We start from the raw sequence: 24,915 nt of genomic DNA, 5'->3' as shown, positions 1-24,915 counted from the left end.
GCGCTCACTTCTGCAAAGTGTGGCGAAACGTATGCTCCCCCGCCTCGGGGCTGATCTGAACGCCGCTCACCGTCTCCTGCGTCCACCCAGCAGGGCACCCACCAGTCCGCGGACCAGGGTGTTCACGGCAGACTTGGCGACGGGCGAACGAAGGATCTGCTCCACCGTCCCGCGCTCCTTGCGACCCCGGCGCGGCTCGGGGTCGCCATCGGCCGAGCGCGACGACTTTCGCGTGGCGGTGCGTGGAGCGCGGTCGTAGTCCGGCACCCGGCCGGAGCCCCGGGGAGCAGCCTCCGCCCCGTCCTCCGCCTCCTGCGCCTGCCCCGCACGCTCCTCCAGCATCTCGCGGGCGCTTTCACGGTCGATCTCCTGCGCGTACCTCCGCACCTGCTCCGAGGCGCCGATGCGGGCCTGCAGCTCGTCCGCGGTCAGCGGGCCCATCCGCGACGAGGGCGGCACCATGCGCACGGCGAACGGCTGGCTGGGCACGCCCGACGGGGACAGCGTCGTGACTAGCGCCTCGCCGATGCCCAGCGTGGTCAGCGTTTCCTCCACGTCGTAGAACGTCGTCTTCGGAAACGTGCGCGCGGCGGACTTCAGCGCCTTTTCGTCGTCCGGGGTAAAGGCGCGCAGGGCGTGCTGAACGCGGTGGCCCAGCTGGCCCAGGATTTCGGGCGGCACGTCGCGCGGGTTCTGGGTGATGAAGAACACGCCTACGCCCTTGGAGCGGATCAGCCGCACCACCTGCTCCACCTGGTCCACCAGCGCCTTGCTGGCGCCGTCGAACAGCAGGTGCGCCTCGTCGAAGAAGAACACCAGCTTGGGCTGGGCAACGTCGCCCATCTCCGGAAGGGTGTGGTACAGCGTGGCGAGCATCCACAGCATGAAGGTGCTGAACAGCGCGGGCGTTTCCTGCACGTCCTGCAGTTCCAGCACGCTCACGATCCCGCGCCCGTCCGGCGCCGTCTTCAGCAGGTCGTCCAGATCGAACTCCGGCTCGCCGAAGAACCGCTCGGCGTCCTGCGCCTCCAGCTCCACCAGTTCGCGAAGCAGCACGCCCACGGTCTGCTTCGACATCCCGCCGTACTCCTTCAGCTCGTCGGCGCCCTCTTCCGACAGGTAGCGGAGCGCCGCGCGCAGGTCCGACAAATCCAGCAGCAGCAGGCCTTTGTCGTCGCAGTACTTGAAGACCAGGGTCAGCACGCTGGACTGCGTTTCGTTCAGGCCCAGCACCTTGGCCAGCAGCAGCGGGCCGAAGGAAGACACGGTGGCCCGCAGCTGCGCGCCCAGCTTCCCCGAAAGGCTCAGGTACTCCACCGGCATCCCCGCGGGCTGCCAGGCGTAGCCGGTGTCGGAGGCACGCTGCTTCACGCGATCGCCCGCCTCGCCCGGGACGCCGATGCCACTCAGGTCGCCCTTCACGTCGGAAAGGAAGACGGGGACGCCGGCGTTCGACAGCTGCTCGGCGATCAGCTGCAGCGACTTGGTCTTGCCCGTGCCCGTGGCCCCGGCGATCAGCCCGTGGCGGTTCATCATCGACAGGGGCAGCGACACCAGCGGCTCCGGCGCGCAGGCACCCTCGTGCACCACGGCGCCAAGGGTGATGGTTCCGGTGGATGCGGGAAAGGCCGTGCGGGCCGCGTTCAGGACGTCGGAATTCATTGAGTCGTGCGCCAGGCGAGAGGTGGATCGCTGTGGGAAACGGCCGGCCCGGATACCCGGACCGGCCGCGCAGGGTTCATCGGCCGAACATGCCGCCCAGCTTGCCAGCCACGTCGCCCAGGTCGGGGATGCCACCACCGCCGGTGCCACCACCCTCGCCGGTCAGGCGCTTCAAGTTGCCACCGATGGGAGGCGGAAGGCGGCCGTCCAGGAACTCGATGGCGGCCTGCGCCGCCTGCATCGCCTTGTCCTGCGGCAGTCCCGTCCGCGTCGCGATCTGCTGCACCAACTCGTCCATCATCGCCATCGATTCACCCTCATTCAACGTGGCCCGCGTCACTGCTGATCGAGCGCAGATGCTCTAGCAAGACTCGGGCGAACACACCCAGCGCACACGCGTGCGCAGCACTGCTTCGCCTGTTCGCGGGAGACGCCGGGAAATCCGTCGAGGAAATCATCCAGGCTGTCACCTGCCTCGAGGTGAGCCCACAAGCTGTCCACCGGGACGCGGGTACCGGTGAAAACGGGAGTTCCGCCCAGGATGCCGGGATCAACGGTGATCACGCCTCCGGGGATCATGCCCATGGCCTTATTGGATTCCCGCATCACCTCGCGTGCGAGCTCATACAGATCCGCATCCAGTTCCGCGAACCCGGTGAGCGGAAAGCGGAGCGTATCCAGCTCCTCCTGCTGCCCAAGAAACGAGGAGTTGAAGAGCGTCAGCCCGACTACCTCTGACTGGTCGATCCGAAGGAGCACGTTGTCGCTCAACTCAATCCCGATGGCGTTGCGGCCCCGGAGGAACGCGATGTAGAGCGCGTCGCTGAGCGGATCGTAATGGACGGTAGTCATGAGGAGAAAGCTACGGTCCGATCCACTGTGGTCCAAGCCATATCTCCCGCCACGGACGGCACAGAAAAGCCGCGCACCGACTGGGTCGGTGCGCGGCCGTTCGCGTACGTAGGGCGAGGTGCCGGTCAGGCCGGGACGGTTTCGCCCGCGACCAGCTGGTTCAGGCGGTTGCGAAGCTCGTCTTCCTCGATTCCCAGCATCGAGGCGGCCCGGTTGTGGTCGCCCTCGACGAAGGAAAAGGTCTTGAGCACCAGCGTGCGCTCCGCCTGCTGAAGCGAGGTGCCCACGGGAACGCGCACCTCGCGGTCCTCCGAGCCGATCAGCTCGTGCGCCCGCAGGTCGCCCAGCGTGATCTCTTCCGTGCGGGCAAAGATCACCGCACGCTCCACGGCGTTCTTCAGCTCGCGGACGTTGCCCGGCCAGCGGTACGCGTTGATGAACTCCAGCGCCTCGGGCGAGAAGCTCTTCAGCTGCTTCTTGCCGTTCTCTTCCGAGAAGCGACGCAGGAAGCTTTCCGCCAGCAGCCGCACGTCGCCGCGGCGCTCGCGGAGCGGCGGCAGGAAGAGCGGGATGACGGCCAGGCGGTGGTACAGGTCCTCGCGCAGCTTGCCGTCGTCGATGGCCTTGCCGATCTGCTTGTTGGTGGCGGAAACCACGCGGATGTCCACGTGGATCTCCTTCTTGCCGCCCAAGCGCCGGAACGACCGCTGCTCCAGCGCGCGCAGGAACTTCACCTGGATGTCGGGCTCCATCTCGGCCACCTCGTCCAGGAACAGCGTTCCGCCGTCCGCAAGCTCGAAGCAGCCCTGCTTTTCGTTGATGGCCCCGGTGAACGCGCCCTTCTCGTGGCCGAACAGCTCGTTCTCCAGGATTTCCCGGGGGAACGCGGCGCAGTTGATGGCGATGAACGGCCCCTTGGCCCGGTTGCTCTTTTCATGGATGGCGCGCGCCACCAGCTCCTTGCCGGTGCCGCTCTCGCCCACGATGAGCATGCTGGCCGTGGTGGGCGCCGCCGCCTCGATGGTCGAGTAGATGGACCGCATCTCCTCGGACTGGCCGATCAGGTCCACGAACCGGGTGAGGTTGGCCAGGCGCTCCTCGAGCTGCTTGTTGGCCTGCTTCACCTGGAACTTCTCGAGCGCTTTGGGGATCAGCTCCTTGAGGCGGTCGATCTTCAGCGGCTTTTCGAGATAGTCGTAAGCCCCTTCACGCATGGCCTCCTTGGCCGTGTCGACGGAGCCCTCGCCGGTGATGATGATCATCTCCGACGGGATGCCGGCCTTGCGCATGCGCCCGAACAGCTCCAGCCCATCAACCTGCGGCATGCGCAGGTCCGCCAGCACTACGCCGTAGGCGTTTTCCTGAACCAGCTTCCAGGCCGCGTTGCCGTCCGTGGCGGTGTCGACTTCGTAGCCCTCGTCGGCAAGGAGCATCTGCAGCCCCTCGGCGATGTGGCGTTCGTCGTCGGCAACCAGGATCTTTTCAGGCATACCCGTGGGTCGTCGGGATGGAATCGCAACTTGTATGGAACGTTTCAAGATACCGACCGGTGGCGTGTGTGGTCAACCGCTTGGGATGGAACGAGGTAGCCCGTGTTTCAGGCCCGGCCCGACGGCAGGACGAACGTGCGCTTGCCGTCCTGCGCCCAGACCTGCCCGCCGACGCTTTCGGCCAGCAGCGACGCCACTCCGGTGCGGTCGCCCTGCGTGGCGCCCGGCGCCGTGGACGCCTGGATGGTCAGCGTGGAACGCCCGTCTTCGCCACGCACGGTGACGTGAAGGGTTTCGCCGCTGGGCAGCGCCTCGAGCGCGTCGAGCACCAGGTTCAGGATGATCTGCCGGGCGGGCTGACGTCCCACGCGCACGCGGGCCATGGCTCCCTCCGTATTGTACTCCACCCGGGCCTCCCTGTGCCGCGCCTCCAGCTGCACCAGCTCCATCACCTCTTCCACCAGCTCGGTGAGGGTGATTTCTTCGCTGCCGCGGTCGGGGCGGGAAAGGCGCAGCAGGAGTTCCACGCGGCGGCTCACCCGGTCCAGCTCTTCGCCCAGCACGTTGGTGTAGCGCAGCACCTCGTCGCCGCCGGGAATGCGGCCAAGCTTCCGCTTCAGCACTTCCAGGTTGATGACCATGGAGTGCAGCGGGTTCTTGATCTCGTGGGCCAGCGCGTCGGCCAGGCGCTCCAGGAGCTCGAGCTTGTTGGCCCGAACGGCGAGAGGGTCGGCCACCGCGATGGCTCCGGAGGTGTCGGTGCGAATGGTTTCGCTCACGTGAGTGACTGCCGTCGATTTGAACGCTCCGGGCTGGCCAGAACACGGCCGGAAAGCCGCCGCCGTCCAGGGACGGCGGGCGCGCGAAAGCTTGGAACGCAGGCCCGGAGGGGCGCGCGGGCGGTGGACAGAGCACGATTCGTTCCCACGCCCGCCGCCGATCCGCACCCCGGAACGCGAAGAAGGCGCCGAACCCCGGCGCCTCCTTCATCCCCACCGATCAGAACCAGCGGGTGGTCTCGCTGGTCCAGCGAACGTCCTCTACGTCGCGCGGATCGGGCCGCGCCAGGTACGAGCCGCCCATCGGCCTCCACGTGCCGCCGACCGGGCTGTACCGCGGGTGATCGCCCTCGGGGCGCCCCTCGTTCTGGAACTCGCGCCGGGCGCCGTGTTCGTCGTTGCGACCGCGGTTGGTCACGTTGAAGTCGCCCCCGTAGCCGCCCCGCGCCCCGAAGTCCCGCCCGTATCCGCCGCCCCGCCCGCCGAAGTCGCGGGCGTACCCGCCCCGTCCGCTGAAGCCAGTGCCGCTCCTCGGGTCGTCGTAGGTCCCGTGGCCGCCCGAGCCGGCGTGGAAATCGCCGCCGTAGCCCGCACGGCCACGGAAGAAGTAGGTGCCGTCGCGCCCGCCCCCGCCCTGCTGCCCCCGCGGGCGGCGGTACCCGTGCTCGTGGTCCGCGCGTCCACCGTTATCATCCAGGTAGCGCGGGCCGCCACCGATGGGGTAGCCGCCGCTTCCGCCCTGGTAGCCCTCGCGGTAGCCGCCCACCCAGGGCCGCTCGCCATTCCACGGGCCGCCGGCCTGGCGGTATCCCCGGTCGTAGCCCCGACCACCGGGGGGCATGCGGTACTCCCAGCCGTCGTGCCGCCCGTATCCGCGGCCGTAGCCCTCGTCGTAGCGCATACGATCTCTCTCCTTCTTGAAAGGCCGGTTTCTGCGCTCGCAACGCCTGTTCCACCTACCGGTACGGCACGCATGGAGAGATCGAACGCGCTGCATCTGCTCAGGGCACGAAGAAGCGGTCGAACCCCTTCAGCCGCAATCCGGCACGTAGACGCTTGTCACCGGTCCAAAGCACACCATCCAGATCGAGCGTCAGTGCGACGTGAGGAGCGTCCGCGGGATCGACTCCGTCGCACAACGCACGTGCCTGATCCCAATGTACCGCCGCGATTCGTGCTTCCTTATGGATGCTCAGGAGGGAGATGATCTCGTGATACAGGCGAGCGAGGGTGTCTTCGTCGAGCTCACTCGTACGCGCGATCTTCTCCTTCAGCCGAAACAATTCGCTGAGGACGCTTTCACAGATGTGGAAGCTGTGCTCCGATTCGAAGAGGATCTCCAAGAACCGTCCTTCACGACGCAGCAAGGCCGAGAAGATCACATTCGTGTCCGTGACGACCGGCGCCTCGTCAAGGTCCATGGCCGGAGAGACGATCGCGGTTTTTCTTCCAGACGGCTTGGTCGACCTCGTCCGCGAGTTCGGCTGCAGCTTCGGCGGTTAGCCGACTGCGGTCGCGGATCGATGCCAGTTCCAGGTAGGAGAGGAATCGCGAGACCCGCGCCTCGTTCACCTCGTTCCGGCGGAGCCGAACGACGATCTCATCCTCGTTCCTGTCGACCTGGTATGCAGGCTCGATTGCCATGTGGTTCTCCTCGGTGCAGGCCAGCGCGACGATTCGTATCGAGCTCCAGAATGGGGGAGCCCGCAACGTCGTTGCAGACCCAAATACATACGGACCGAGCAACGTCCGCAAGCCCCCTCCAGAACCGGCCACGGGCGGCACAGATCGGTTGCCTCGACGCTCACCCCATGGGCTCGATCCGGATCTCCTTGTCGGTTTGCGTGTCGAGGATGTAGAGCGCGTCCATCAGCCGGACGCGCAGGGTGCCCGGGCCGATGGAGCCGGACGCCGCCATCTCGCCCGCCAGCCCGAAGAAGGCGAGTGCGTAGGCGGCGGCATGCAGCGGGTCCGGCTCCACGGCCAGAAAGGCGCCCGTCACACCGGCCAGCGCGCACCCCAGCGCGGTGACGCGCGTCATCATCTCGTGGCCGTGGTGGATGGAGAGCGTGCGCGCGCCGTCCGTCACGTGGTCCACGGGACCGGTGACGGCGATCACGCAGCCCAGCGAGCGCGCCAGCTCCGACGCGGCCGCGCGCGCCTCGTCCGGGGTGCGCGTGCTGTCGACGCCCTTGGCCCCGCCCACCTCACCCGCCAGCGTGAGGATTTCCGACGCGTTGCCCCGGATCACCGTCGGCTTGCGGCGGGCGAGGTCGCCCGCGACGCCGGTGCGGTACGGCGTGGCCCCGGCGCCCACGGGGTCCAGCACCCACGGCGTGCCGAGCGCCACGGCGCGATCCACCGCCATCTCCATCGCCTCTACCCACGGCGGCGACAGCGTGCCGATGTTGATCACCAGCGCCCGTGAGATGCCTGCAAAGTCCGCGGCCTCCTCGCGCGCGTGCACCATCGCGGGCGAGGCGCCGATGGCCAGCAGCGCGTTGGCGGTGACGTCCATCGCCACGTAGTTGGTGATGCAGTGCACCAGCGGGCCGGCGTCACGGAGCCGGGCCAGCGCGCCCCAAGGGTCCAGGGAATCCGATGCGGTCTGGATCATTTGAGTGCGTGAGTGCGTAAATCGGGTGAAACGCAGAAGCCCCGCGAACCGCGCGGGGCTTCATGTGCGGTGCAGTGACCGTCGTTACCGTCGTTACCTTATTCGATCGTATGCGAGCCGTCGGCCTCGCTCTTGGGAGTGCCGGGGCGCGCCTTGCGGCGGTCCATCAGCGTCCACCAGAGCAGCACGAAGCCCAGCACCGTCCACATCGCACCCCACGCGGTGATGCCGCCCGGCAGCGTGCCCAGCCCGTAGCCCAGGAACAGGCCGCCCGCCACGGCGCCCACCACGTTGACCCAGGGAGAAAGCAGCAGGTCGCGCATCAGCGTTTCCGCATTCCGCGTCCGCGGACGACCAGCAGGTCGAACGCTACGCGCCGCCCCACCTTGTACGCCACGAATGCCAGCGCCGCCCCCAGGGCCAGAAAAAAGATCATCGCGGGCGATTCGATCAGCCCGAAGAAGATGATCATCCACAGGTACAGCGCCCCCATCACCACGGCCGGCACCAGCGCCCACTTGCCCGACTGCCGGATCAGCCCCTGGCGGCACGTCTCGCAGCGGCCCGCGTCGTCGGCCTTCTCGCCCTCCTTCGGCAGCCCGCACTGGGTGCAGATGAAGGGCGGAAACTCCTCTTCCAGCCCGGGCGGGAGGGTCGCGGTTTCCATCAGAGGCGCTTGATGATGGCGTCGGCCAGTGAATCGGTGGTGCCGGTGCCGCCCAGGTCCGGCGTCAGGCTGTCGCCCTCCACCACTGTGGCCACCAGCGCCTTGCGGATGCGGGCGGCCTCGTCGCGCATGTCCAGGTGGTCCAGCATCATGGCACCGGCCAGCAGCAGCGCCAGCGGGTTGGCGATGCCCTTTCCCGCGATGTCGGGCGCGGAGCCGTGCACCGCCTCGAAGATCGCGGCGTCCTTACCGATGTTGGCGCCCGGCGCCATCCCCAGCCCGCCGACGAGGCCCGCGATCAGGTCCGACAGGATGTCGCCGAACATGTTCTCGCAGACGATCACGTCGAACTTGTCCGGATCCATGACCAGCATCATGGCCGCCGCGTCGATGATGCGGTCCTCGAACTGCACGCGGCCCTCGTACTCCTTGGCCATCTCGCGGCCCACGTCCAGGAAGAGGCCCTGCGTGTACTTGAGGATGTTGGCCTTGTGGGCCAGCGTCACCTTCTTGCGCCCGTTCTTCAGCGCGTACTCGAAGGCGTAGCGAAGGATGCGCTCCACGCCGAAGCGGGTGACCAGCATCACGCTCTCCGCGGCCGCGCGGGGGTCGCCGCCGATGCCTACGTAGTGCTCGACGCCACTGTACAGCCCCTCGGTGTTTTCGCGGATCAGGACGATGTCCACGCCCTCGTACCGCCCGCCGCGCACGATGGTGTATGCGGGGCGAACGTTGGCGTACAGGTCGAACTCCTTGCGCAGCGCCACGTTGATGGAGCGGAAGCCCACACCCACGGGGGTGGTCAGCGGCCCCTTGAGCGCCACCCGGTTCGTGCGGATGGAGTCCAGCGTTTCCTGGGGAATGGGCGTGGTGTGCTTTTCGATGGCGCTCACGCCGGCGTCGCGGCGGTCCCACTGGATGTCGGCCCCGGTGGCCTCTATCACCCGCACCACGGCCTGGGTGATGTCCGGCCCGATCCCGTCGCCCGGGATCAGCGTAACGATCTGCGGCATCTGCTGCTCGGTATGGCGGGCCCGCGGCCCGCGTGCGTTCCCCTGAATGCGATCACGGCCTTGCGTGCCGTGCAAGACGGATGCGAGCGCCCCCGGACCCGTGCCGGACGCGCTCGCCGTGACAACCTACCGGGCGCCCCGCGTCACCGCGAGTATGCCACCACCATGCGGCGGGCGAGCGCCTGGGCGGCGCTGACGATCCCCGCCCGGTCGTCCGCGGCCGCGGGCTCCCCATCCGCGTCGCCCCACCACACGAGCAGCCCCGTCCGCGCGTCCACCACGGCCGCCGTCAGCCGCACGCGCGTTCCCGTGCTGTCGGAGATCGCGACGGCGCTTCGCGTGATGACCACCAGCCGCGCCCGGCTGAGCGCGGCGTAGCGGCGAATGGGGTCCGCTAGGGCGCCGGCCACGCGGCGCTCGCCATGGGACTGATAGGAGTCGTTGGGGAGCGCGGCGGGGTCGGGCGCATACCCCGGCGACTGACGCAGGAGATGGCGAAGCCGCTCGGGGGTGATCCACTGCGTAACCGAGTCGCGCGCCTGCAGCGCCGTCACGATCTCGGCCGTGATCTGCTCTCGATTGAAGCCCACGCCGGTGGCCTGCTGCACGGGAAGGATCACCACCTGCTGCCCGCCCAGGTCCATCGGCGCGACAGCGGTGGGCGGCGGCGGGCCGGCGGAAGCCGGCTTCTTTCCGCCGCACGCGGGCAGGGCGAGCGCAACGGCGAGCGCGACCAGCCGCCGGGCCGGGGCGCGGCGGAGAACATCGGACATCGATCGGATCAAAGCAGGTGTCCCCCGTCGACGGGAATGACGGTGCCGGTGATGTGGCGCGCGTACTCGGAGCAGAGAAAGACGACGACGTTCGCCACGTCCTGCGGATCGCCCAGGCGGCCCAGGACGGAGCGCTCGCGGGCCGTGTCCAGGATTTCCGCCGGCACGCCGTTGGTCAGGCGCGTGGTGCGGATGTACCCCGGCGCCACGGCGTTCACGTTCACGTTGCTGGGGCCCAGCTCCAGCGCGGCCGAGCGGGTGAGGCCCAGCAGCCCCGCCTTGGAGGCGCTGTAGTTGGCCAGGCCGAACTCGCTGCGGATGCCGTGCACCGACGACACGTTGACGATCTTGCCGTCGTGGTGGCGGCGAAAGGTGGGCGCCAGCGCCCGGATCATGTGGAACGCGCCCGTCAGGTTGGTGTCGAGCACCGAGCTCCACTGCTCGTCCGTCAGCCGCCACAGCGCGCGGTCGCGCGCGATCCCCGCGTTGTTCACCAGGAAGTGAACCCGCCCGAACTCTTCCTGGACGCCCTTGACGAACCGGTTCACCTCGTCGGAGTCGCGCACGTCGCAGGGCTCGCAGTGCACGCGCACCTCCAGCTGGCGCAGGTCGCGCTCGGTCTGCTCCGCCTCTTCCTCCATCCCCACGCCGCCGTCGTACGAATACCAGTTGAAGGCGACGTTCACCCCGTGCCGCGCAAACTCCAGCGCGATCGCCCGCCCGATGCCCGAGGCGCCGCCCGTGACGATGGCGGTGCGCCCGCGCATGCTCATCCCGTAGTTCAGCGACTTGGGCTGCGTTTCCTCGTTGAGGCCCTCGAGGAACTCGTCTACGGCCTCCGCTTCGGCGGGAACGCGGATGATGCCGCCCGGGATGCTGGGGAGTGACGGATACGACGCCTGAGCCGGCGGATCGTAGGGGTCGTCCTGGACGGGATGGGGAGGGTGCATCCGGCGACCGGGGTGGCGGGTGCAAAGGCGTGGAGTGCGTACGGATTCTACGCCTGCACTACCCCAGGGGGCAAGGCGCAGGCACTCTGCCCCGGGCAAAATCTGCGCCGGGTACAGCGTCCCGCAATCACGCCGAGAGCGGACACTTCGGCCCAGAGACAGATGCCGCCACACACGGCACCAAAGACGATCGCCCGCCCTCGCATCGAAGCGAAGGCGGGCGATCCTGTCAGGGGAAGGGACTCCCCCTGCCGTCAGTACGGCGACGCGTCGTAGTTGTCGATCTGCGCGCGCTGCAGCTTCCCGGAGTAGTCCAGGTAGCAGACCTTGGTCTCGGAGTAGAACTCGTACACTTCCCAGCCGCCCTCGCGGTGGCCGTTGCCGGTCTGCTTCACGCCACCGAACGGAAGGTGCGCCTCGGCGCCGATGGTGGGCGCGTTGACGTAGGTGATGCCGTTGTCCATCTCCTGGAACGCACGGAACGCCGAGACGGTGTCGCGCGTGTAGAGCGACGAGCTGAGGCCGTACTTCACCTCGTTGTTAATGTGGATCGCCTCGTCCAGGTCCGAGAAGCGGATCACCGACAGCACCGGCCCGAAGATCTCCTCCGTCGCCATCCGCGAGCCGGGCTTGATGTCGGTGAAGATGGTCGGCTGGAAGAAGAACCCGTCGTCCAGGCCGTTGCCCGTCGGGACCTCGCCGCCCAGCACGAGCGTGCCCTCCGTCTTCCCGATCTCCACGTACTCCTGCACCTTGGTGCGCGAGGCCTCGTGGATCAGCGGGCCCACGTCCACGCCCTCGTCCAGGCCGTAGCCCAGCTTCAGCTTCTTCGCGCGCTCGATCAGCCGCTCCAGCAGCTGGTCATGAATCCGGTCGTGAAGCAGCAGGCGCGACGTAGCCGTGCACCGCTGCCCCGTGGTGCCGAACGCGCCCCACAGCACGCCTTCCAGCGCCAGGTCCAGCTCGGCGTCGTCCATCACGATCTGCGCGTTCTTGCCGCCCATCTCCAGCGACAGGCGCTTGTGCATGCGCCCGCACGTCTGGCCGATGATGGAGCCGATGTCCGTCGACCCCGTGAACGAGATCACCGGGATGTCGGGGTGCTCCACGATGGCCGCGCCGATCTCCTCGCCCAGGCCGTGCACCAGGTTCACGACACCCGCGGGAATGCCGGCCTCCTCCAGCACCTCGACGAGCAGCTGCACCGTGTGCGGCGTGTCCTCGGCCGGCTTGATGATCACGCTGTTCCCGCACACCAGCGCCGGGAACATCTTCCACGTGGGGATGGCCAGCGGAAAGTTGAAGGGCGTGATCAGTCCGCACACGCCGATGGGGCGGCGGTAGCTCATCGCCCACTTGTTGCGCAGTTCCGAGGGCACCGTGTGGCCGAAGAGGCGGCGGCCCTCCACGCCGGCGTAGTAGGCCGTGTCGATGCCCTCCTGCACGTCACCGCGCGTCTCCGTGAGCGTCTTGCCCATCTCGCGCGTGGCGGCCCGGGCGATCTCGTCCTTCCGCGTGCTCAGCAGGTCGCCCACCTTGCGCAGCACGTCGCCGCGCGCGGGCGCCGGGGTGCGGCGCCACTCCTCGAAGCCCGACTTGGCGGCGCGGACGGCGCGGTCCAGGTCCTCGCGCGTGCTGCGCGGGAACAGGCCGATCAGGTCCGACTGCTTCGCGGGGTTGCGGTTCTCGAAGTAATCGCCCGAAGACGGCTCCACCCACTGGCCGCCGATGAAGTTCTTGTGCTGTTCCGCCATGCTGGTGATCGCGTGGAACGGGTTGAGCGGCTGCCTGCGAGCCGGGTGCTGGAAGCCGCCCAATCTAACGCTCCGCGGGTCAGGGGCAACGGAAGTGGGTGCCGCGACTCCCAGGGACCCGTTGAACTTGTGGCCTCACCCGCTTCTGTAGCCTGCTCCGTGGGGGGACGTGGACCGGGTCGACTTCCAGTCCAGGACCTCGGGTGGCAGGTGCTGCGGCGTACCGTGGGACGCCCCTATGTCCACTTGCAGCAAGATGACTGGAAAGGTATCATCCTGCGATGCGCCTTGAGCATCACGCACTCCGGAGAATACCGAATGCGCCCTGGTCAGAAATCCCCGAAGCTGCGTGACGTTACATGGGACCAACTGCTGAATTGCACACGCCTGGGTTGCGAAACCCACCCCGAGTGGTCTGATGATTCGGCGCGAAACGAGTACCAACGGGACTTCGATCGCATCGCCTTTTCCCGCGCGTTCAGACGGCTACAGGGTAAGACCCAGGTTTTCCCCATCCCTGAAAACGATGTCGTTCATAACCGCCTCACGCATAGCATCGAGAGTTCGTGCGTCGGCAGATACCTCGGCGGGATCGTGGCGCGTCAGATCGGCCAGCCAGTTGAACTTTTCTCTTCCGTCGTCAGTTCCGCGTGTCTCGCCCACGACATCGGCAATCCTCCGTTCGGTCATTCCGGAGAGGCGGCGATCGCCGGCTTCTTCGAACATGGCGATGGGGCAGCATACATGAAAGGGATGACGCAGGAGGAACGCTCGGACTTTACGTGCTTCGAAGGAAACGCAATGGCGCTACGGATGCTATGCCACAGCAAGCCGGCGAAGACATCGATGCTTGGCGGCGAACGCCTCACGTACACGACCCTGGCCGCTTTTGCGAAGTACCCGCGTGTGTCACACCTCAAAACCGTAGACCACCGCAGGGCGAGCCAGAAAAAATTCGGAGTGTTCCGCTCCGAGCTGCGGGATTTTCGCAATATCGCCGAGCAGCTTCATCTCTCGAAACCGGGGAGCGACGACTGCTGGTATCGACATCCGCTTGCATTCCTGGTAGAAGCGGCGGATGACATCTGCTACAAAGTAGCGGATGCGGAAGACGGTTTGAAGATGAACCTCATGGCGCGGGATGAAATCATGCCGATTCTCCGCCGAATCGCAGAAACGCACTTTCCGAAGAATGAAATCAGTCGGGACTTGGCCCAGATCACGGCTCCGGTCGAAACGATCGGGTATTTGCGCGCCAAGGCCATGAACAGCCTCATCTATCAATGCGCCGCGGAATTCTGCAAGAATGAAACCGACATCATGACCGCGGAGTATGACGCGCCCTTGCTCGAGTCCATCGAGTCGATGAGCGATCTCCAACAACTCACCACCCTTACAGCCGAGCGGCTTTACCTGGCTCCGATGGTTGTGCAGATCGAGGCCGCGGGATACAAGGTATTGCCTGGCCTGCTGGACGCTTTGCTGCAGGCGATCCTGAACGAATCCGGCACCACCCTGGGACAAAAAATCGCCCAGAACGTCCCACCGGAATATCGGCCTGCCAAAGACGCACAAGGTCACAGAGCAGCATCGATACACGAGACCATCATGGGGATCGTGGAATTCGTGTCGGGGATGACGGACAAACATGCCATCTGGCTGTTCCGCATTCTCAATGGCATTTCGCTCCCCGGTTACCCCTGATCGCTCGCGTGGGCACCCGCTCGTTATGATCTCGGAACTGGGGGGACCGGCTCTTTTCCGCAGGCCGCGAGAAGCCGTCGTGCGAGACAAGTTTTCCAGGGCAGCGATCCCCCGGGACTTCAGTGAGCAGTAGTCAGATTCGCACCACACCGAAGACGAAGAGCAGTGCTACGATGGCCGCCAGCAGGGCCGACCAGGTCGCCCATAGCTTGTAAAAGGCCAGATCGGGATGCAGGCGCTTGTACAGCCAGGCCAGCACCCATCCGCCTCCGAACGTGCCCACCATCCACGCAAGCGCCAGCAGCGCCCACGCGCCGAACCCGGCTTCCCTCATCCCTCGCGAACCAGCTCGTACCGCTCGATCTTCTTGTACAGGTTCGAGCGGGGCATGTCGAGAATGCGGGCCGTCTCCGACACGTTCCAGTCGTTCTCGCGCAGCTTCTGCACGATGAACGCGCGCTCGGCCGCTTCCTTGAACTCGGCGAAGGTGGCGCAGCCCAGCAGGTCGCCCGAGAGCGCGCCGCCCTTCATCTTGCCGCCGACGAGCAGCTCCACGTCGTCCGCCGTGATGGAGGCGCCGGAGGCCAGGATCAGCAGGCGCTCCACGGTGTTGCGCAGCTCGCGGACGTTGCCGGGCCAGTCCATGCGCTGCATGCGGTCCAGCGCGTCGTCGCTGATGGGCTTGGGGCGCAGGTTGGCCTCGCGGGAGTACGACTCCACGAAGTGCCGCACCAGCATGGAGATGTCTTCGCGCCGTTCGCGCAGTGGCGGAACGTGTAGCGGAATGACGTTCAGCCGGTAGTACAGGTCTTCACGGAACCTGCCGCCCTTGATCTCCTCTTCCAGGTCCTTGTTGGTGGCCGCCAGCACGCGGACGTCCACCTGGATGGGCTTGGCGCCGCCCACCCGCGTGACGATGCCCTCCTGGAGCGCGCGCAGCACCTTGGCCTGCGCCTGCAGCGACATGTCACCGATCTCGTCCAGGAACAGCGTGCCGCCGTCCGCCAGCTCGAACTTGCCCGCGCGGTCCTCGTGCGCGCCGGTGAACGAGCCCTTCATGTGGCCGAACAGCTCCGACTCGATCAGCTCGGAGGGGATGGCCGCGCAGTTCACCTCGATGAACGCCTTGTCGGCGCGGGGGCTCAGCCGGTGGATGGCGCGCGCCACCAGCTCCTTGCCCGTGCCGTTCTCGCCCGTCACCAGCACGCGCGCGTCCGTGGGCGCCACCTTCTCCACCCGGTCCAGCACCTGCCGCAGCGAAAAGCTGCGCCCCACGATCTGGTGGCGGCTCTCGATCTCCCCGCGAAGACGCGCGTTCTCCTGCACCAGCCCCTGCTGCTGAAGCGCGTTGCGCAGCACCAGCAGCAGGCGGTCGGTGTCCAGTGGCTTTTCCAGGAAGTCGAAGGCGCCGCGGCGGGTGGCCTCGACGGCGGTGTCGATGGTTCCGTGGCCGCTGATCATGATGACCACGGCCGCGGGGTCGTGCTCGCGGATTTTGGTCAGCGCCTCAAGGCCGTCCATCCGCGCCATCTTCACGTCGAGGAAGGTGACGTCGGGCTGGAACTCCTGGTAGATGGCGATGGCCTCCGCGCCGCCCCCCGCGGACCGCACCTCGTGGTCCTCGTACTCGAAGAGCTGGTGCAGGACGCGCCGGATGCCTTCTTCGTCGTCGACGACCAGAATGCGTGCCATGCGTATCGATCTGTGTCGGTGTGATGCTGCTCGATGCGAAGCGCTAGCGCGCCAGGACCAGCTGCCCGTTCTCCACCCGCGCCGAGCCTACGCCCGGCGGAAGCTGGAATGCCACCTCGTCCGCGCCCAGCCCGGGCTCGTCCAGCCCGCGCACGCGGTCGATCACCTGGTTCAGCCGGTCGCGCGGGATGGGGATTCGCGCGAACGAGGCGGAGCTCACCTTCAGCGCGGCACGGCCGGGCGCCAGGGTGCGCAGGGTGCCGTTCACCGCCACGTCGGCCGTGTCGGGCAGGTACGCCATCGCGCGCCCGACCTCTTTCGCGGGCAGGCGATCCTTGGGAAACCGACCCGCCACCTGGACGTCCTCGCCCGCGAACGTCACCGCCGGCAGCTCGATGTCGGAGGCGAAGCGGCCGGCCATACGATAGCGCAGGTAGCTGGTAAACTCCACCCCGCTCAGGTGCACGGTGTCGCCGTCCTGCCGCAGCCGCTTCAGCTTTTCCTCGGTGGCGACCGCGGCCTCTTCCGAGACCGCCATCGGCACCGGCGGACGATTCCACGGGCCGGGAATGAGGCCGCGGAAGAACCACGCTCCGCCGGCCAGCAGGGCCAGGAACACCAGCAGGAACAGCTTCCCCACCACACCTCGACGCGCCATCCGCTCTCCCGGTTCAATCCGTGATCTTCGTCGCGTTTCAGCTACCCGCCTGCGGCGCTTGCGGTTCCGCGCCGGCGATGCGCGCCACGGCCGCGGCGGCGCGATCCACCTCTTCTTCCGTGGTCGCCCAGCCGACGGAGAAGCGCACGGCGCCGACCGCTCCGGTCCCGATGGCGTCGTGCTGCTCCGGCGAGCAGTGGAGCCCGGCGCGCACCAGGACGCCGAAGTCGCGGTCCAACCGCCGCGCGAGATCCGCCGCGTCCACCCCCGCCAGGTTCATCGTCACGATTCCCACGCCGTCCTCGGCCGGCGGACTGAGCAGCGTCACGCCGTGGATCAGGTCCAGCGCATCCCACAGCCGCAGCTTCAGTTCGATCTCCCGCGCGTGGACGGCGGCGACTCCGCGCTCCGCCAGCCACTCCACGCCCGCGAGCAGCCCCGCGATCCCTGGCCCGTTCTGCGAGCCCGCTTCGAGCCGATCCGGGAACAACGCGGGCATGTCGGGCGCATCGGAATCGCCACCCGTACCTCCCAGGAACACGGGCGGAAGATCGACCCCGTCGCGCACCCACAAACCGCCCGTCCCCTGCGGCCCCAGCAGCCCCTTGTGGCCCGTGAACGCCAGCAGGTCGATGCCCATGGCCTGCACATCGATCGGGAGGTGCCCGGCGGACTGCGCCGCGTCCACCAGGACCAGCGCGCCGGCCGCATGCGCGCGTGCCGCCAGTTCGGTCACGGGAAGCGCGGTGCCGAGCACGTTGGTGGCGTGGGGGATCACCAGCAGCCGCGCGCCCCGCAGCGCACGTTCTGCCTCGTCCAGATCGACAGACCCGTCCGTCTGCCCCGCGAGCACCATCTCGTGCACGCCGCGGCCCGCCAGCGCACGCACGGGGCGGCGCACCGCATTGTGGTCGTACGCGGTGCGCACCACGCGGTCGCCCGGGCGCAGGACGCCCAGGATGGCGACGTTCAGCGCGTGCGTGGCGTTCAGGTGAAAGGTCAGCCGGCCGGGATCGCCCGGCGCGTTGAAGAGAGTGGCGAGCGCGCGCCGGCAGCGGAAGACGATGCGGCCCGCCTCCACGGCCCGCCGGTGCCCCGCCCTCCCCGGCGTGGCGCCGATGCCGCGCAGGTACTCGGTGACGGCGGCGATCACCGGCTCCGGGCGCACGGCGGAGGTCGCCGCGTAGTCCAGGTAGACCGCGCCGTCGTCCATCAGCCGATCGCGTCCGGATCGGCGTTGATGTCCAGGTCCAGCGCTACGTAGCGAAACCCGACCTGCTTGACGGCGGCCGCGATGCGCGGCCCCTCATCGCCCAGCAGCCGCTCCCATCCGTCGCCGGGAACGCGCACGGCGGCGATCTCCCGCTCGTGGCCTTCGACGGACACCTCGGCGCCGCCCACCCCGTGCTCCACCAGGACGCGAACGGCTTGGGCGATGCGCGGATCGTCGCTCATGCGAACGCCCCCAGCTGCACCAGCTGCCCGCCCGCCAGCCCCTCGTTCAGCGAGCCGCGGCGGTAGCCCTGCAGGTCGATCAGCACGCGCCCGAACCCGGCGCCGCGTACCGCGCGAGCAATGTCGACCCGATGATCGGCGACGCGGGCGATCTCGGACGGGTGCACCTCCAGCCGCGCGATCGTCCCGTGGTGGCGGACGCGAAAGTCGCGGAACCCCATCGCCCGCAGCCCGATCTCGGCCTGCTCGATCTGCCGCAGCCGCTCGGGGGTCACGGACAGGCCGTAGGGAATGCGCGAAGCCAGGCACGGCGCCGCAGGCTGGTCCCACGTGGGCAGCCCCAGCTCGCGCGACCACGCGCGGATCTCGTCCTTGGTGAGCCCCGCCTCCAGCAGCGGCGAGCGCACCGCGTTCTCCGTCGCCGCCACGGCCCCGGGCCTGTGATCCCCGACATCGTCGGCGTTGGAGCCGTCCAGCACCGCGCCGAACCCTCGCTCGGCCGCCAGCTCCGCCAGCCGCGTCCACAGCTCCGACTTGCAGAAGTAGCAGCGGTTGCTGGGGTTGGCCGCGTAGCGCGGATCGTCCATCTCCCGCGTTTCCAGCTCCAGCCAGGGAATGCCGAAGCGCTGGGCCACGTCGCGCGCGGTGTCCTCCATCCACGACGCGATGCTGTCGCTCTTTCCCGTCACCGCCAGCACGTGCTGCGGACCCAGCACGTCCACGGCGATGCGCGCCAGGAACACCGAATCCACCCCGCCGCTGTAGCCCACGACGACGGAGCCGCAGTCGCGGAGGATGGAGGAAAGGCGGTGACGCTTGTGCTCGGGTACCATCGGCAAGGGCTCGGGCCAGGAACGGACAAGGGCGCGCTGAAGATAGGCGCGCCCTCCAGTACCCCGCCAGCCGCCCGGCGGTCGCTCAGGACCGGGGGGAAGGCGCGGCGCGGCTGGACGGTTGCGGGTGGGCGCGGCCGCGCCGGCGCCGCCCCATCATCTCGAAAACGATCACCGGGACGGCCAGCGGAATGGCCGCGAACAGGGCGATGTCGGCCACGTTGCCAGGCGGCAGCCAGTACTCGCCCCAGCGGAACGACAGGTAGTCGGTGACGCCCCAGTGGATCACGCGCTCGCCCAGGTTGCCCACCATGCCGCCACAGATCAGCCCCACGAACAGCCACGCCCAGCGCTGGTGATTGCGCGCCAGGCGATGCGCCCGCCCCACGATCTGCACCAGCACCAGCACGGCGAGCAGCGCCGCCACCACCGCCAGCACCTTGCGCCCAGCCAGCGGCAGGTTGTCCCACAGCCCCAGGATCATGTAAGGGTTGCGCACGTGCCAGAACGCCACACGTCCGGGCACCACCTCGCGAAAGCCTTCGAGCGGGATGGTCGACGCGATTGCGAACTTGGTGGCCCAGTCCACCAGGGCCACGGCGCACGCCAGGATGAATGCGGGGCGCCAGCCGTGCATGGGCTGGTGGTCGGACGCGCGGCGGCCGCGGCTGGCGCCGGGACGGTGCACGGTCCGTCGCTCGCCCATCAGGCGGAGCACGATGTGCTGAAGGCGTGTCGGGGCTTCGCTCACGGGGGCTCCGGACGGCGTGTCGATTGGCCTGCGCACCCCGTTTTCAAGATGCGGGCCGCACGGAGTCTCGCGCGCGCCTTGACCGACTCGCCGCCCACGCCCGACATTGTGTGCCCTTGCGCCAACCTGGACCTTAAGGAGCCGACGTGCCCGCCGCGAACCTGTACGATGAACTGAAGTCGAGAGGGCTGCTCTTCGACGCCACCGAGGGCGCGCGCGCCGCGACCGAGTCGGAGAAGCTGACGGCGTACATCGGGTTCGATCCCACCGCGGCCAGCCTGCACGTGGGATCGCTGCTGCCGGTGATGGCGCTCGTTCACCTTCAGCGTCACGGGCACCGGCCCATTGCCATCGTGGGCGGCGGCACCGGGATGATCGGCGACCCCAGCGGCAAGACGGCCGAGCGCAAGCTGCAGACGCGCGAGCAGGTGGCCGAGAACATGGCCGGGCTCCGCGGGCAGCTGGAGCGGTTCCTGGACTTCACCGGTCCCGGCGCCGCCCGGGTGATCGACAACGGCGACTGGCTCACGGCCATCTCGTTCGTCGACTTCCTGCGCGACGTCGGCAAGCACTTCACCATCAACTACATGACGGCGAAGGAGTCGGTAAAGCGGCGGCTGGAGCAGGAGGACGGGCTTTCGTACACCGAGTTCAGCTACATGCTGCTGCAGTCGTACGATTACCTGGTGCTGAACGAGCGCGAGGGATGCCTGCTGCAGCTGGGCGGCAGCGACCAGTGGGGCAACATCACCGCGGGCATCGAGCTGATCCGTCGCGTGCGCGGCGTTCGGGCGCACGGGATGGTGATGCCGCTGGTGACGACGTCGGCCGGGGTGAAGTTCGGCAAGACCGAGGCGGGCACCATCTGGCTCGACGCGAACCTCACGTCGCCGTACCGCTTCTACCAGTTCTGGCTGAACACCGACGACCAGGACGTGGCCAGGTACCTGAAGTACTTCACCCTGCTGCCCGTGGAAGACATCGACGACGCGGTGCAGGCGCACACGGCCGAGCCGCACCGGCGTACGGCCCAGCGCCTGCTGGCCGCGGAGGTGACGCGCACGGTGCACGGCGCGGACGAGCTGGCGAAGGCGGAGCGGGCGTCGGCGCTGCTGTTCGGAGGCGGCAGCGTGCAGGGGCTGAGCGCCGCCGAGATCGTCGAGGTGCTGAACGAGGTGCCCTCGAGCGACGCGCCCGCGGGGATCGGCGACGGCGTGCTCCTTTCGGACCTGCTGATGCAGGCCGGCTTCGCGTCTTCGCGCGCCGAGGCCCGGCGGCTGATCGCGGGCGGCGGCGTGTACCTGAACGACGCGGCGCGCGCGGCGGACGACCGGGTCACGCGCGAGGACGCCATCGAGGGCCAGGTGATCGTGCTGCGAAAGGGCAAGCGCAGCTACCACGTGATCCGCTGCGGCTGAAGAGAGAAACGCCTCACGCAGAGCCGCGGAGGCGCGGAGCGAGTCCGCAGTTCTCTCCCTGCGTCTCTGCGGCTCTGCGTGATCCATCCTTTTTCTACGCGTTCAGACGAGCGCCGGCCGGGGCGCGCCCTCCGCCTGCGCCGCGCCGCTCAGGCGGGCAATGCGGTCCGGATCGGCGCCTTCCAGCACGTCTTCCTTGGCGGCGAGCAGAATTCCCCGCAGCAGCTCGGCGTCGGTGGGAATCCCCGCCTCGTGCGCCACCGCACGGGCCTCGGCCAGCAGCGCCTGCGGCATGCGCAGCGACAGGCGGGCGCGCGCGGGCGCCTGGGCCTGTTCTGACGACGCCAGCTCGCGCACCCGCTCGGCGAACGCCGCGTCGCTCGCCACCTCGCGGAGGTAGAAGCGCAGCAGGTCCGGGCGGAAGGCCGCCACCGCCGTGGAAAAACGGTCGGCCAGCAGGTGGATGACGTCTTCCAGGTGATACGGGATGCGCGCCTCCAAAGCGACATCCTTCTTGCGCTCCAGCGCCTCCTTGAGCTTGGGCGCCGACTGCGCCGGGAGCGCCACCACCCGGTCGCATACGTCGCACACCGCGGCAAGCACCCCCGGCACCTGCACGCCGCTGTCTTCCAGGGGCACGGTGCGCACCGCGAAGCGCGTGGACACCCGGCGCTTGCACTGCGGGCACATGGCCTCGGAGCGGTCGCCCTCCTTGTACAGATGCATGCTGCCTCCCTACCTGTGAACGCTGATGAACATGGCGTCGGCGGACAGGAAGTACGCTTTGACGTACCACCTGTGCCCCTCGTGCGCCGGCTTGAAGACGTGGCACGCCACCCGTTCGTCGAAGTGGTGCGGCGTGCACGAGTAGTCGCGCCCGGTACACCGCATTAGGAGCTGCGCCACGAACTCCGGGCCAACCTCGCCCACCGCCAGCAGGTTCCTGCTCACGTCGGCCCGGTGCTCGTGCTGAAAGCGCCCGGACTGCAGCGCGTCGACCAGCAGCGTGCGCACGTCCTTGAAGCCCATCTTCTCCCCGGCCCGTCCAATGTACGTCGTTCGTCGTACCCACGCAAGGGGCTCGCAACGAACGAAAGCAAACAAAGCGAACTGGGGAGAGTGCGTCCAAAAACGAGGAAAGATCAAGCCGGTCGAATGCGCCACAGGTGGGTCCGCGGTGCGCGGCTGTGGCGGGTACGGTGGGGTGGAAAAAGGAAGGGGCGGACCGGAAACCCCGGTCCGCCCCCCTGGCGCTGCTCCTGGTCGCGGCTCAGTGCGTCTCGAACACCGACACGCGCCCTTCCTTGCTGAACGCGATCACGTCGTAGGGATCGCTCGCGCCGCCGGGCACCTCCATTCCCGGGGAGCCGCGCGGCATTCCGGGCACCGCCAGGCCGGCGACGCCCTGCGGCTTTTCGCGCAGCAGGCGCACGACATCTGCGGCCGGCACGTGGCCCTCGATCACGAAGCCGTCCACCACGGCCGTGTGGCACGAGCCCAGGTGACCGGGAACGCCCTGCTCCCGCTTCACGGGATCGACGTTGGCGGTGTCTACCACCTGCACGTCGAACCCGGCGGCTTTTGCGTGGTCCACCCACGCGCGGCAGCACCCGCAGGTCGGCGTCTTGTACACCACCATCTTGACTCCCCCGGCGTTCACCGCGGGCGCGGCGGCCTGCGCGGCCTGCTGCGGGGCGGCGGCACCCTCGGCGGGGGGCGGCGCGGATTCGCCGCCGCGCGAGCCGCAGGCCCCGGCGGCGGAGAGCACGAGGAGCGCGGCGGCCCGGGCCAGCCGGCGCGGAGCGATGACGGATCTCATGGCGGAGACCTCTTCGAGGACGTGTTGGGCGGGCCCGCCGTTCGCGGGCGCACGTCGTAAGATGTCGCCCGTCGCGCGATGGGGTCAACCCCGCGCGGCTCCGATTCGCCTGCGGAGGAGGGCGGGCGGGAGCCCGGCGGTTGCAGAACGGCCATGCTCCTGCTATTATCTCCTGCTCCCCCGGAACCGTCCGGGGGAGATTTCGTTTTTTCACATCCCGAACCTGCTCCGCGCGCACCGGCGCGGGGCCACATGTCCAAAGGGAAAGGTGACCTTGAGGGACTACGAGATCGTGTACATCTTCGGGCCCGAGCTCGAAGAGGAGCAGGTGAACGAGAAGCTGGAACGCTTCCACGGCCTGCTGACGGGCGCCAACGGCGGCGAGATCACCGCCACCGACCATTGGGGCCGCCGCCAGCTTGCCTACGAGGTAGAGCGCCAGAACAGCGGCTACTACGTGGTGGAGCACTTCCGCGCGCCCGGCGAGGCGCTGCCGGAGTTCGAGCGTGCGCTCAAGCTGGATGAAACCGTTCTCCGCTACCTGGTGGTGGTGAACGAGGGCGACCTGCCCACCACGCCGGTGCCCCCCCGGGAGCGCCGCGATGACGAGTCCGAGGACGAGGCGGAGGGCTGATTATGCGCGGTGGACGCAAGGCGTGCCCCATGTGCGAGGGCGCCGTTCGGAATATCGACTACAAGGACGAGAGCACGCTCTCCCGCTTCATCACCGAGCGCGGCAAGATCCTGCCGCGGCGGATCAGCGGGATGTGCGCGCGGCACCAGCGGCAGGTGGGCACCGCCATCAAGCGCGGACGCTACCTGGCCCTGCTGCCGTACATCGCCGGCCACGAGGCGTAAGGAGATAAAGCCATGCAGGTGATTCTTCGGGACGGTCTCGAAAACCTGGGCGAGGTGGGCGACGTCGTAGACGTGCGGCCCGGCTATGCCCGCAACTACCTGATCCCCAAGGGGCTGGCGTACGAGGCCACCAAGGCCAACGTGCGCCGCATCGAGGCCGAGAAGGCCGCCCAGACCCGCCGCGAGGGCGAGACGCTGAACGAGGCGCGCCAGCGCGCTTCGGCCATCGAGGGCGTGTCGCTCACCTTCCACGCCCGCGCGGGCCAGGAAGGCAAGCTGTTCGGCTCCATCACGTCGGCCGACATCGCCGACAAGCTGGCCGAGCAGGGGGTTCAGATCGACCGCCGCACCATCGAGCTGGACGAGCCCATCAAGTCGCTGGGCGTCACCAGCGTCCCCGTGCGCCTGCACCCGCAGGTTCGCCCGGAGATCAAGGTGTGGGTGATCGCCGAGGACTGATCCAGTCCCTGGCGGCCACGAGCCGGAAGCGGCCTTCGCCCTGCGCGGAGGCCGCTTTGCTTTCCACTGTGCCGACGCGTGCGCCCCGCGTCGGCACCCGACTTGCCCCGCCGGAGGGCCGTGCCCAACTTGCCCCCTGGCTTGCAGATGAATCGCAGTACGAGATCGGACCCGTTCCGGAGACCGGATGACTGACATGCCCGCTAGCTCGACGCCGCCCAGCCTGCCCCGCGAGGTGGAGCGCGCGGTGGAGCTGCTGTTCGACCGCAAGGCCCAGGACGTCGTGGCGCTGGACCTGCGCAAGCTTTCCACGGCCACCGACTTCTTCTTGATCGCCACCGGCACCTCCGACACGCACGTGGCCTCCATCGCCGACCACGTGGTGACGGAGCTGAAGACCGAGGGTGTCCGCCCGCTGAACGTGGAGGGCGAGCGCGGCGGCCGCTGGGTGCTGGTGGACTACTTCGACTTCGTGGTGCACGTCTTCCACCCCGCTGCCCGCGAGTTCTACCAGCTGGAGCGGCTGTGGGGCGACGCGCCCCTGCACAAGATGGAGCCCCGCGCCGCGTAGGCCACGGCAGGGTTTCCACGGAGAAGCGAAGCAGAAGACGAGGCGCGGAGGAACCCCGGTTCCCCGCGCCTCGCGCCGTCTCCGCCGCTGGAAACGGGACCCGCCGCACCCCACTCCACCGCACTTCCGTACCGTCGCAA

At 68.4% G+C, this 24,915-nt stretch carries 31 protein-coding genes and 1 pseudogene; 6 read left to right on the top strand and 26 right to left on the bottom strand.

The window, feature by feature from the left end; translation table 11 throughout:
• Positions 1-66: 66 nt before the first annotated feature.
• From VF632_RS23225 to VF632_RS23155, 16 genes and pseudogenes are all read right to left on the bottom strand, one after another.
• The gene (locus VF632_RS23225) at positions 67-1,662 is read right to left on the bottom strand and encodes a helicase HerA-like domain-containing protein (RefSeq protein WP_331025323.1); all 1,596 of its coding nucleotides are present in this window, start codon (positions 1,660-1,662) and stop codon (positions 67-69) included.
• Between the two features lie 76 nt (positions 1,663-1,738).
• Positions 1,739-1,969, bottom strand: coding sequence for a hypothetical protein (locus VF632_RS23220; RefSeq protein WP_331025322.1), 231 nt, complete (start codon positions 1,967-1,969; stop codon positions 1,739-1,741).
• A gap of 29 nt (positions 1,970-1,998) precedes the next feature.
• Positions 1,999-2,241: a DUF433 domain-containing protein gene (locus VF632_RS28125; protein ID WP_349264032.1), complete on the bottom strand. Its 243-nt coding sequence runs from the start codon at positions 2,239-2,241 to the stop codon at positions 1,999-2,001.
• 141 nt (positions 2,242-2,382) lie between these two features.
• Positions 2,383-2,514: pseudogene (locus tag VF632_RS28120) on the bottom strand (DUF2283 domain-containing protein); the annotation flags it as partial.
• A 125-nt stretch (positions 2,515-2,639) separates the two neighbouring features.
• Complete coding sequence (locus tag VF632_RS23210) at positions 2,640-4,004, bottom strand: sigma-54 dependent transcriptional regulator (RefSeq protein WP_331025320.1); 1,365 nt, start codon at positions 4,002-4,004, stop codon at positions 2,640-2,642.
• A gap of 107 nt (positions 4,005-4,111) precedes the next feature.
• Positions 4,112-4,783 carry a histidine kinase dimerization/phospho-acceptor domain-containing protein gene (locus tag VF632_RS23205; RefSeq protein ID WP_331025319.1) on the bottom strand — a complete coding sequence of 224 codons (672 nt, stop codon included), beginning with the start codon at positions 4,781-4,783 and terminating at the stop codon, positions 4,112-4,114.
• 220 nt (positions 4,784-5,003) lie between these two features.
• Complete coding sequence (locus VF632_RS23200) at positions 5,004-5,684, bottom strand: hypothetical protein (protein ID WP_331025318.1); 681 nt, start codon at positions 5,682-5,684, stop codon at positions 5,004-5,006.
• A gap of 100 nt (positions 5,685-5,784) precedes the next feature.
• A complete protein-coding gene (locus tag VF632_RS23195; RefSeq protein ID WP_331025317.1) occupies positions 5,785-6,204 on the bottom strand; it encodes a PIN domain-containing protein in 420 nt (139 codons plus the stop codon).
• A complete protein-coding gene (locus VF632_RS23190) occupies positions 6,194-6,427 on the bottom strand; it encodes a hypothetical protein (RefSeq protein ID WP_331025316.1) in 234 nt (77 codons plus the stop codon). The genes VF632_RS23195 and VF632_RS23190 overlap by 11 nt, the downstream gene beginning before the upstream one ends.
• 160 nt (positions 6,428-6,587) lie before the next feature.
• Positions 6,588-7,400, bottom strand: a complete 813-nt coding sequence (gene thiM / locus VF632_RS23185; protein ID WP_331025315.1) for a hydroxyethylthiazole kinase — start codon at positions 7,398-7,400, stop codon at positions 6,588-6,590.
• Positions 7,401-7,498: 98 nt separating this feature from the next.
• On the bottom strand, positions 7,499-7,723 hold the full coding sequence (locus tag VF632_RS23180) for a hypothetical protein (RefSeq protein ID WP_331025314.1): 225 nt from the start codon (positions 7,721-7,723) through the stop codon (positions 7,499-7,501).
• On the bottom strand, positions 7,723-8,067 hold the full coding sequence (locus VF632_RS23175) for a hypothetical protein (RefSeq protein WP_331025313.1): 345 nt from the start codon (positions 8,065-8,067) through the stop codon (positions 7,723-7,725). Before VF632_RS23175 ends, VF632_RS23180 begins: the two co-directional genes overlap by 1 nt.
• Entirely contained in the window at positions 8,067-9,080 is a 1,014-nt protein-coding gene (locus VF632_RS23170) for an isocitrate/isopropylmalate dehydrogenase family protein (RefSeq protein ID WP_331025312.1), read from the bottom strand. The genes VF632_RS23175 and VF632_RS23170 overlap by 1 nt, the downstream gene beginning before the upstream one ends.
• 143 nt (positions 9,081-9,223) lie before the next feature.
• Entirely contained in the window at positions 9,224-9,853 is a 630-nt protein-coding gene (locus VF632_RS23165; protein WP_331025311.1) for a hypothetical protein, read from the bottom strand.
• Between the two features lie 8 nt (positions 9,854-9,861).
• On the bottom strand, positions 9,862-10,803 hold the full coding sequence (locus tag VF632_RS23160; RefSeq protein WP_331025310.1) for an SDR family NAD(P)-dependent oxidoreductase: 942 nt from the start codon (positions 10,801-10,803) through the stop codon (positions 9,862-9,864).
• 254 nt (positions 10,804-11,057) lie between these two features.
• Positions 11,058-12,557 (bottom strand): aldehyde dehydrogenase family protein, encoded by a 1,500-nt coding sequence (locus tag VF632_RS23155; protein ID WP_331025309.1) that lies wholly within the window; start codon positions 12,555-12,557, stop codon positions 11,058-11,060.
• Between the two features lie 318 nt (positions 12,558-12,875).
• Between VF632_RS23155 and dgt the strand changes: the two genes are divergently transcribed.
• Positions 12,876-14,261, top strand: coding sequence for a dGTP triphosphohydrolase (gene dgt / locus VF632_RS23150; RefSeq protein WP_331025308.1), 1,386 nt, complete (start codon positions 12,876-12,878; stop codon positions 14,259-14,261).
• A 133-nt stretch (positions 14,262-14,394) separates the two neighbouring features.
• Here the strand turns inward: dgt and VF632_RS23145 are convergent, their stop codons facing one another.
• From VF632_RS23145 to VF632_RS23115, 7 genes are all read right to left on the bottom strand, one after another.
• Entirely contained in the window at positions 14,395-14,595 is a 201-nt protein-coding gene (locus tag VF632_RS23145; protein ID WP_331025307.1) for a hypothetical protein, read from the bottom strand.
• Positions 14,592-15,953 (bottom strand): sigma-54 dependent transcriptional regulator, encoded by a 1,362-nt coding sequence (locus VF632_RS23140; RefSeq protein ID WP_331025306.1) that lies wholly within the window; start codon positions 15,951-15,953, stop codon positions 14,592-14,594. The genes VF632_RS23145 and VF632_RS23140 overlap by 4 nt, the downstream gene beginning before the upstream one ends.
• A gap of 43 nt (positions 15,954-15,996) precedes the next feature.
• Entirely contained in the window at positions 15,997-16,611 is a 615-nt protein-coding gene (locus VF632_RS23135; protein ID WP_331025305.1) for a hypothetical protein, read from the bottom strand.
• A 37-nt stretch (positions 16,612-16,648) separates the two neighbouring features.
• On the bottom strand, positions 16,649-17,824 hold the full coding sequence (locus tag VF632_RS23130) for an aminotransferase class V-fold PLP-dependent enzyme (RefSeq protein ID WP_331025304.1): 1,176 nt from the start codon (positions 17,822-17,824) through the stop codon (positions 16,649-16,651).
• A complete protein-coding gene (locus VF632_RS23125) occupies positions 17,824-18,066 on the bottom strand; it encodes a hypothetical protein (RefSeq protein ID WP_331025303.1) in 243 nt (80 codons plus the stop codon). Before VF632_RS23125 ends, VF632_RS23130 begins: the two co-directional genes overlap by 1 nt.
• Positions 18,063-18,899 carry an ATP-dependent sacrificial sulfur transferase LarE gene (gene larE, locus VF632_RS23120; protein ID WP_331025347.1) on the bottom strand — a complete coding sequence of 279 codons (837 nt, stop codon included), beginning with the start codon at positions 18,897-18,899 and terminating at the stop codon, positions 18,063-18,065. The genes VF632_RS23125 and larE overlap by 4 nt, the downstream gene beginning before the upstream one ends.
• Before the next feature lie 85 nt (positions 18,900-18,984).
• Positions 18,985-19,650, bottom strand: coding sequence for a signal peptidase II (locus VF632_RS23115; protein WP_331025302.1), 666 nt, complete (start codon positions 19,648-19,650; stop codon positions 18,985-18,987).
• Positions 19,651-19,796: 146 nt separating this feature from the next.
• Between VF632_RS23115 and tyrS the strand changes: the two genes are divergently transcribed.
• Complete coding sequence (gene tyrS, locus VF632_RS23110; protein WP_331025301.1) at positions 19,797-21,068, top strand: tyrosine--tRNA ligase; 1,272 nt, start codon at positions 19,797-19,799, stop codon at positions 21,066-21,068.
• A 102-nt stretch (positions 21,069-21,170) separates the two neighbouring features.
• Here the strand turns inward: tyrS and VF632_RS23105 are convergent, their stop codons facing one another.
• The 3 genes from VF632_RS23105 to VF632_RS23095 all read right to left on the bottom strand — a co-directional run bounded on the left by VF632_RS23105 (position 21,171) and on the right by VF632_RS23095 (position 22,887).
• Positions 21,171-21,794 carry a hypothetical protein gene (locus VF632_RS23105; protein WP_331025300.1) on the bottom strand — a complete coding sequence of 208 codons (624 nt, stop codon included), beginning with the start codon at positions 21,792-21,794 and terminating at the stop codon, positions 21,171-21,173.
• 9 nt (positions 21,795-21,803) lie between these two features.
• Positions 21,804-22,097, bottom strand: a complete 294-nt coding sequence (locus VF632_RS23100) for a hypothetical protein (RefSeq protein WP_331025299.1) — start codon at positions 22,095-22,097, stop codon at positions 21,804-21,806.
• A 241-nt stretch (positions 22,098-22,338) separates the two neighbouring features.
• Positions 22,339-22,887: a DUF411 domain-containing protein gene (locus VF632_RS23095; RefSeq protein WP_331025298.1), complete on the bottom strand. Its 549-nt coding sequence runs from the start codon at positions 22,885-22,887 to the stop codon at positions 22,339-22,341.
• A 274-nt stretch (positions 22,888-23,161) separates the two neighbouring features.
• Here VF632_RS23095 and rpsF point away from each other — a divergent pair, with 274 nt between their 5' ends.
• The 4 genes from rpsF (at position 23,162) to rsfS (ending at position 24,775) form a co-directional block, all read left to right on the top strand.
• Positions 23,162-23,521, top strand: coding sequence for a 30S ribosomal protein S6 (gene rpsF / locus VF632_RS23090; RefSeq protein WP_331025297.1), 360 nt, complete (start codon positions 23,162-23,164; stop codon positions 23,519-23,521).
• Between the two features lie 2 nt (positions 23,522-23,523).
• Positions 23,524-23,745, top strand: coding sequence for a 30S ribosomal protein S18 (gene rpsR / locus VF632_RS23085; RefSeq protein WP_331025296.1), 222 nt, complete (start codon positions 23,524-23,526; stop codon positions 23,743-23,745).
• 12 nt (positions 23,746-23,757) lie between these two features.
• A complete protein-coding gene (gene rplI / locus VF632_RS23080) occupies positions 23,758-24,204 on the top strand; it encodes a 50S ribosomal protein L9 (protein WP_331025295.1) in 447 nt (148 codons plus the stop codon).
• 196 nt (positions 24,205-24,400) lie between these two features.
• Positions 24,401-24,775 carry a ribosome silencing factor gene (gene rsfS, locus VF632_RS23075; protein WP_331025294.1) on the top strand — a complete coding sequence of 125 codons (375 nt, stop codon included), beginning with the start codon at positions 24,401-24,403 and terminating at the stop codon, positions 24,773-24,775.
• Positions 24,776-24,915: the final 140 nt, after the last annotated feature.

The organism is Longimicrobium sp., assembly GCF_036388275.1.
GTDB lineage: Bacteria > Gemmatimonadota > Gemmatimonadetes > Longimicrobiales > Longimicrobiaceae > Longimicrobium.
The sequence above is the reverse complement of the archived record's forward strand: the minus strand, read 5'-3'. Positions and strand labels throughout refer to the sequence as shown.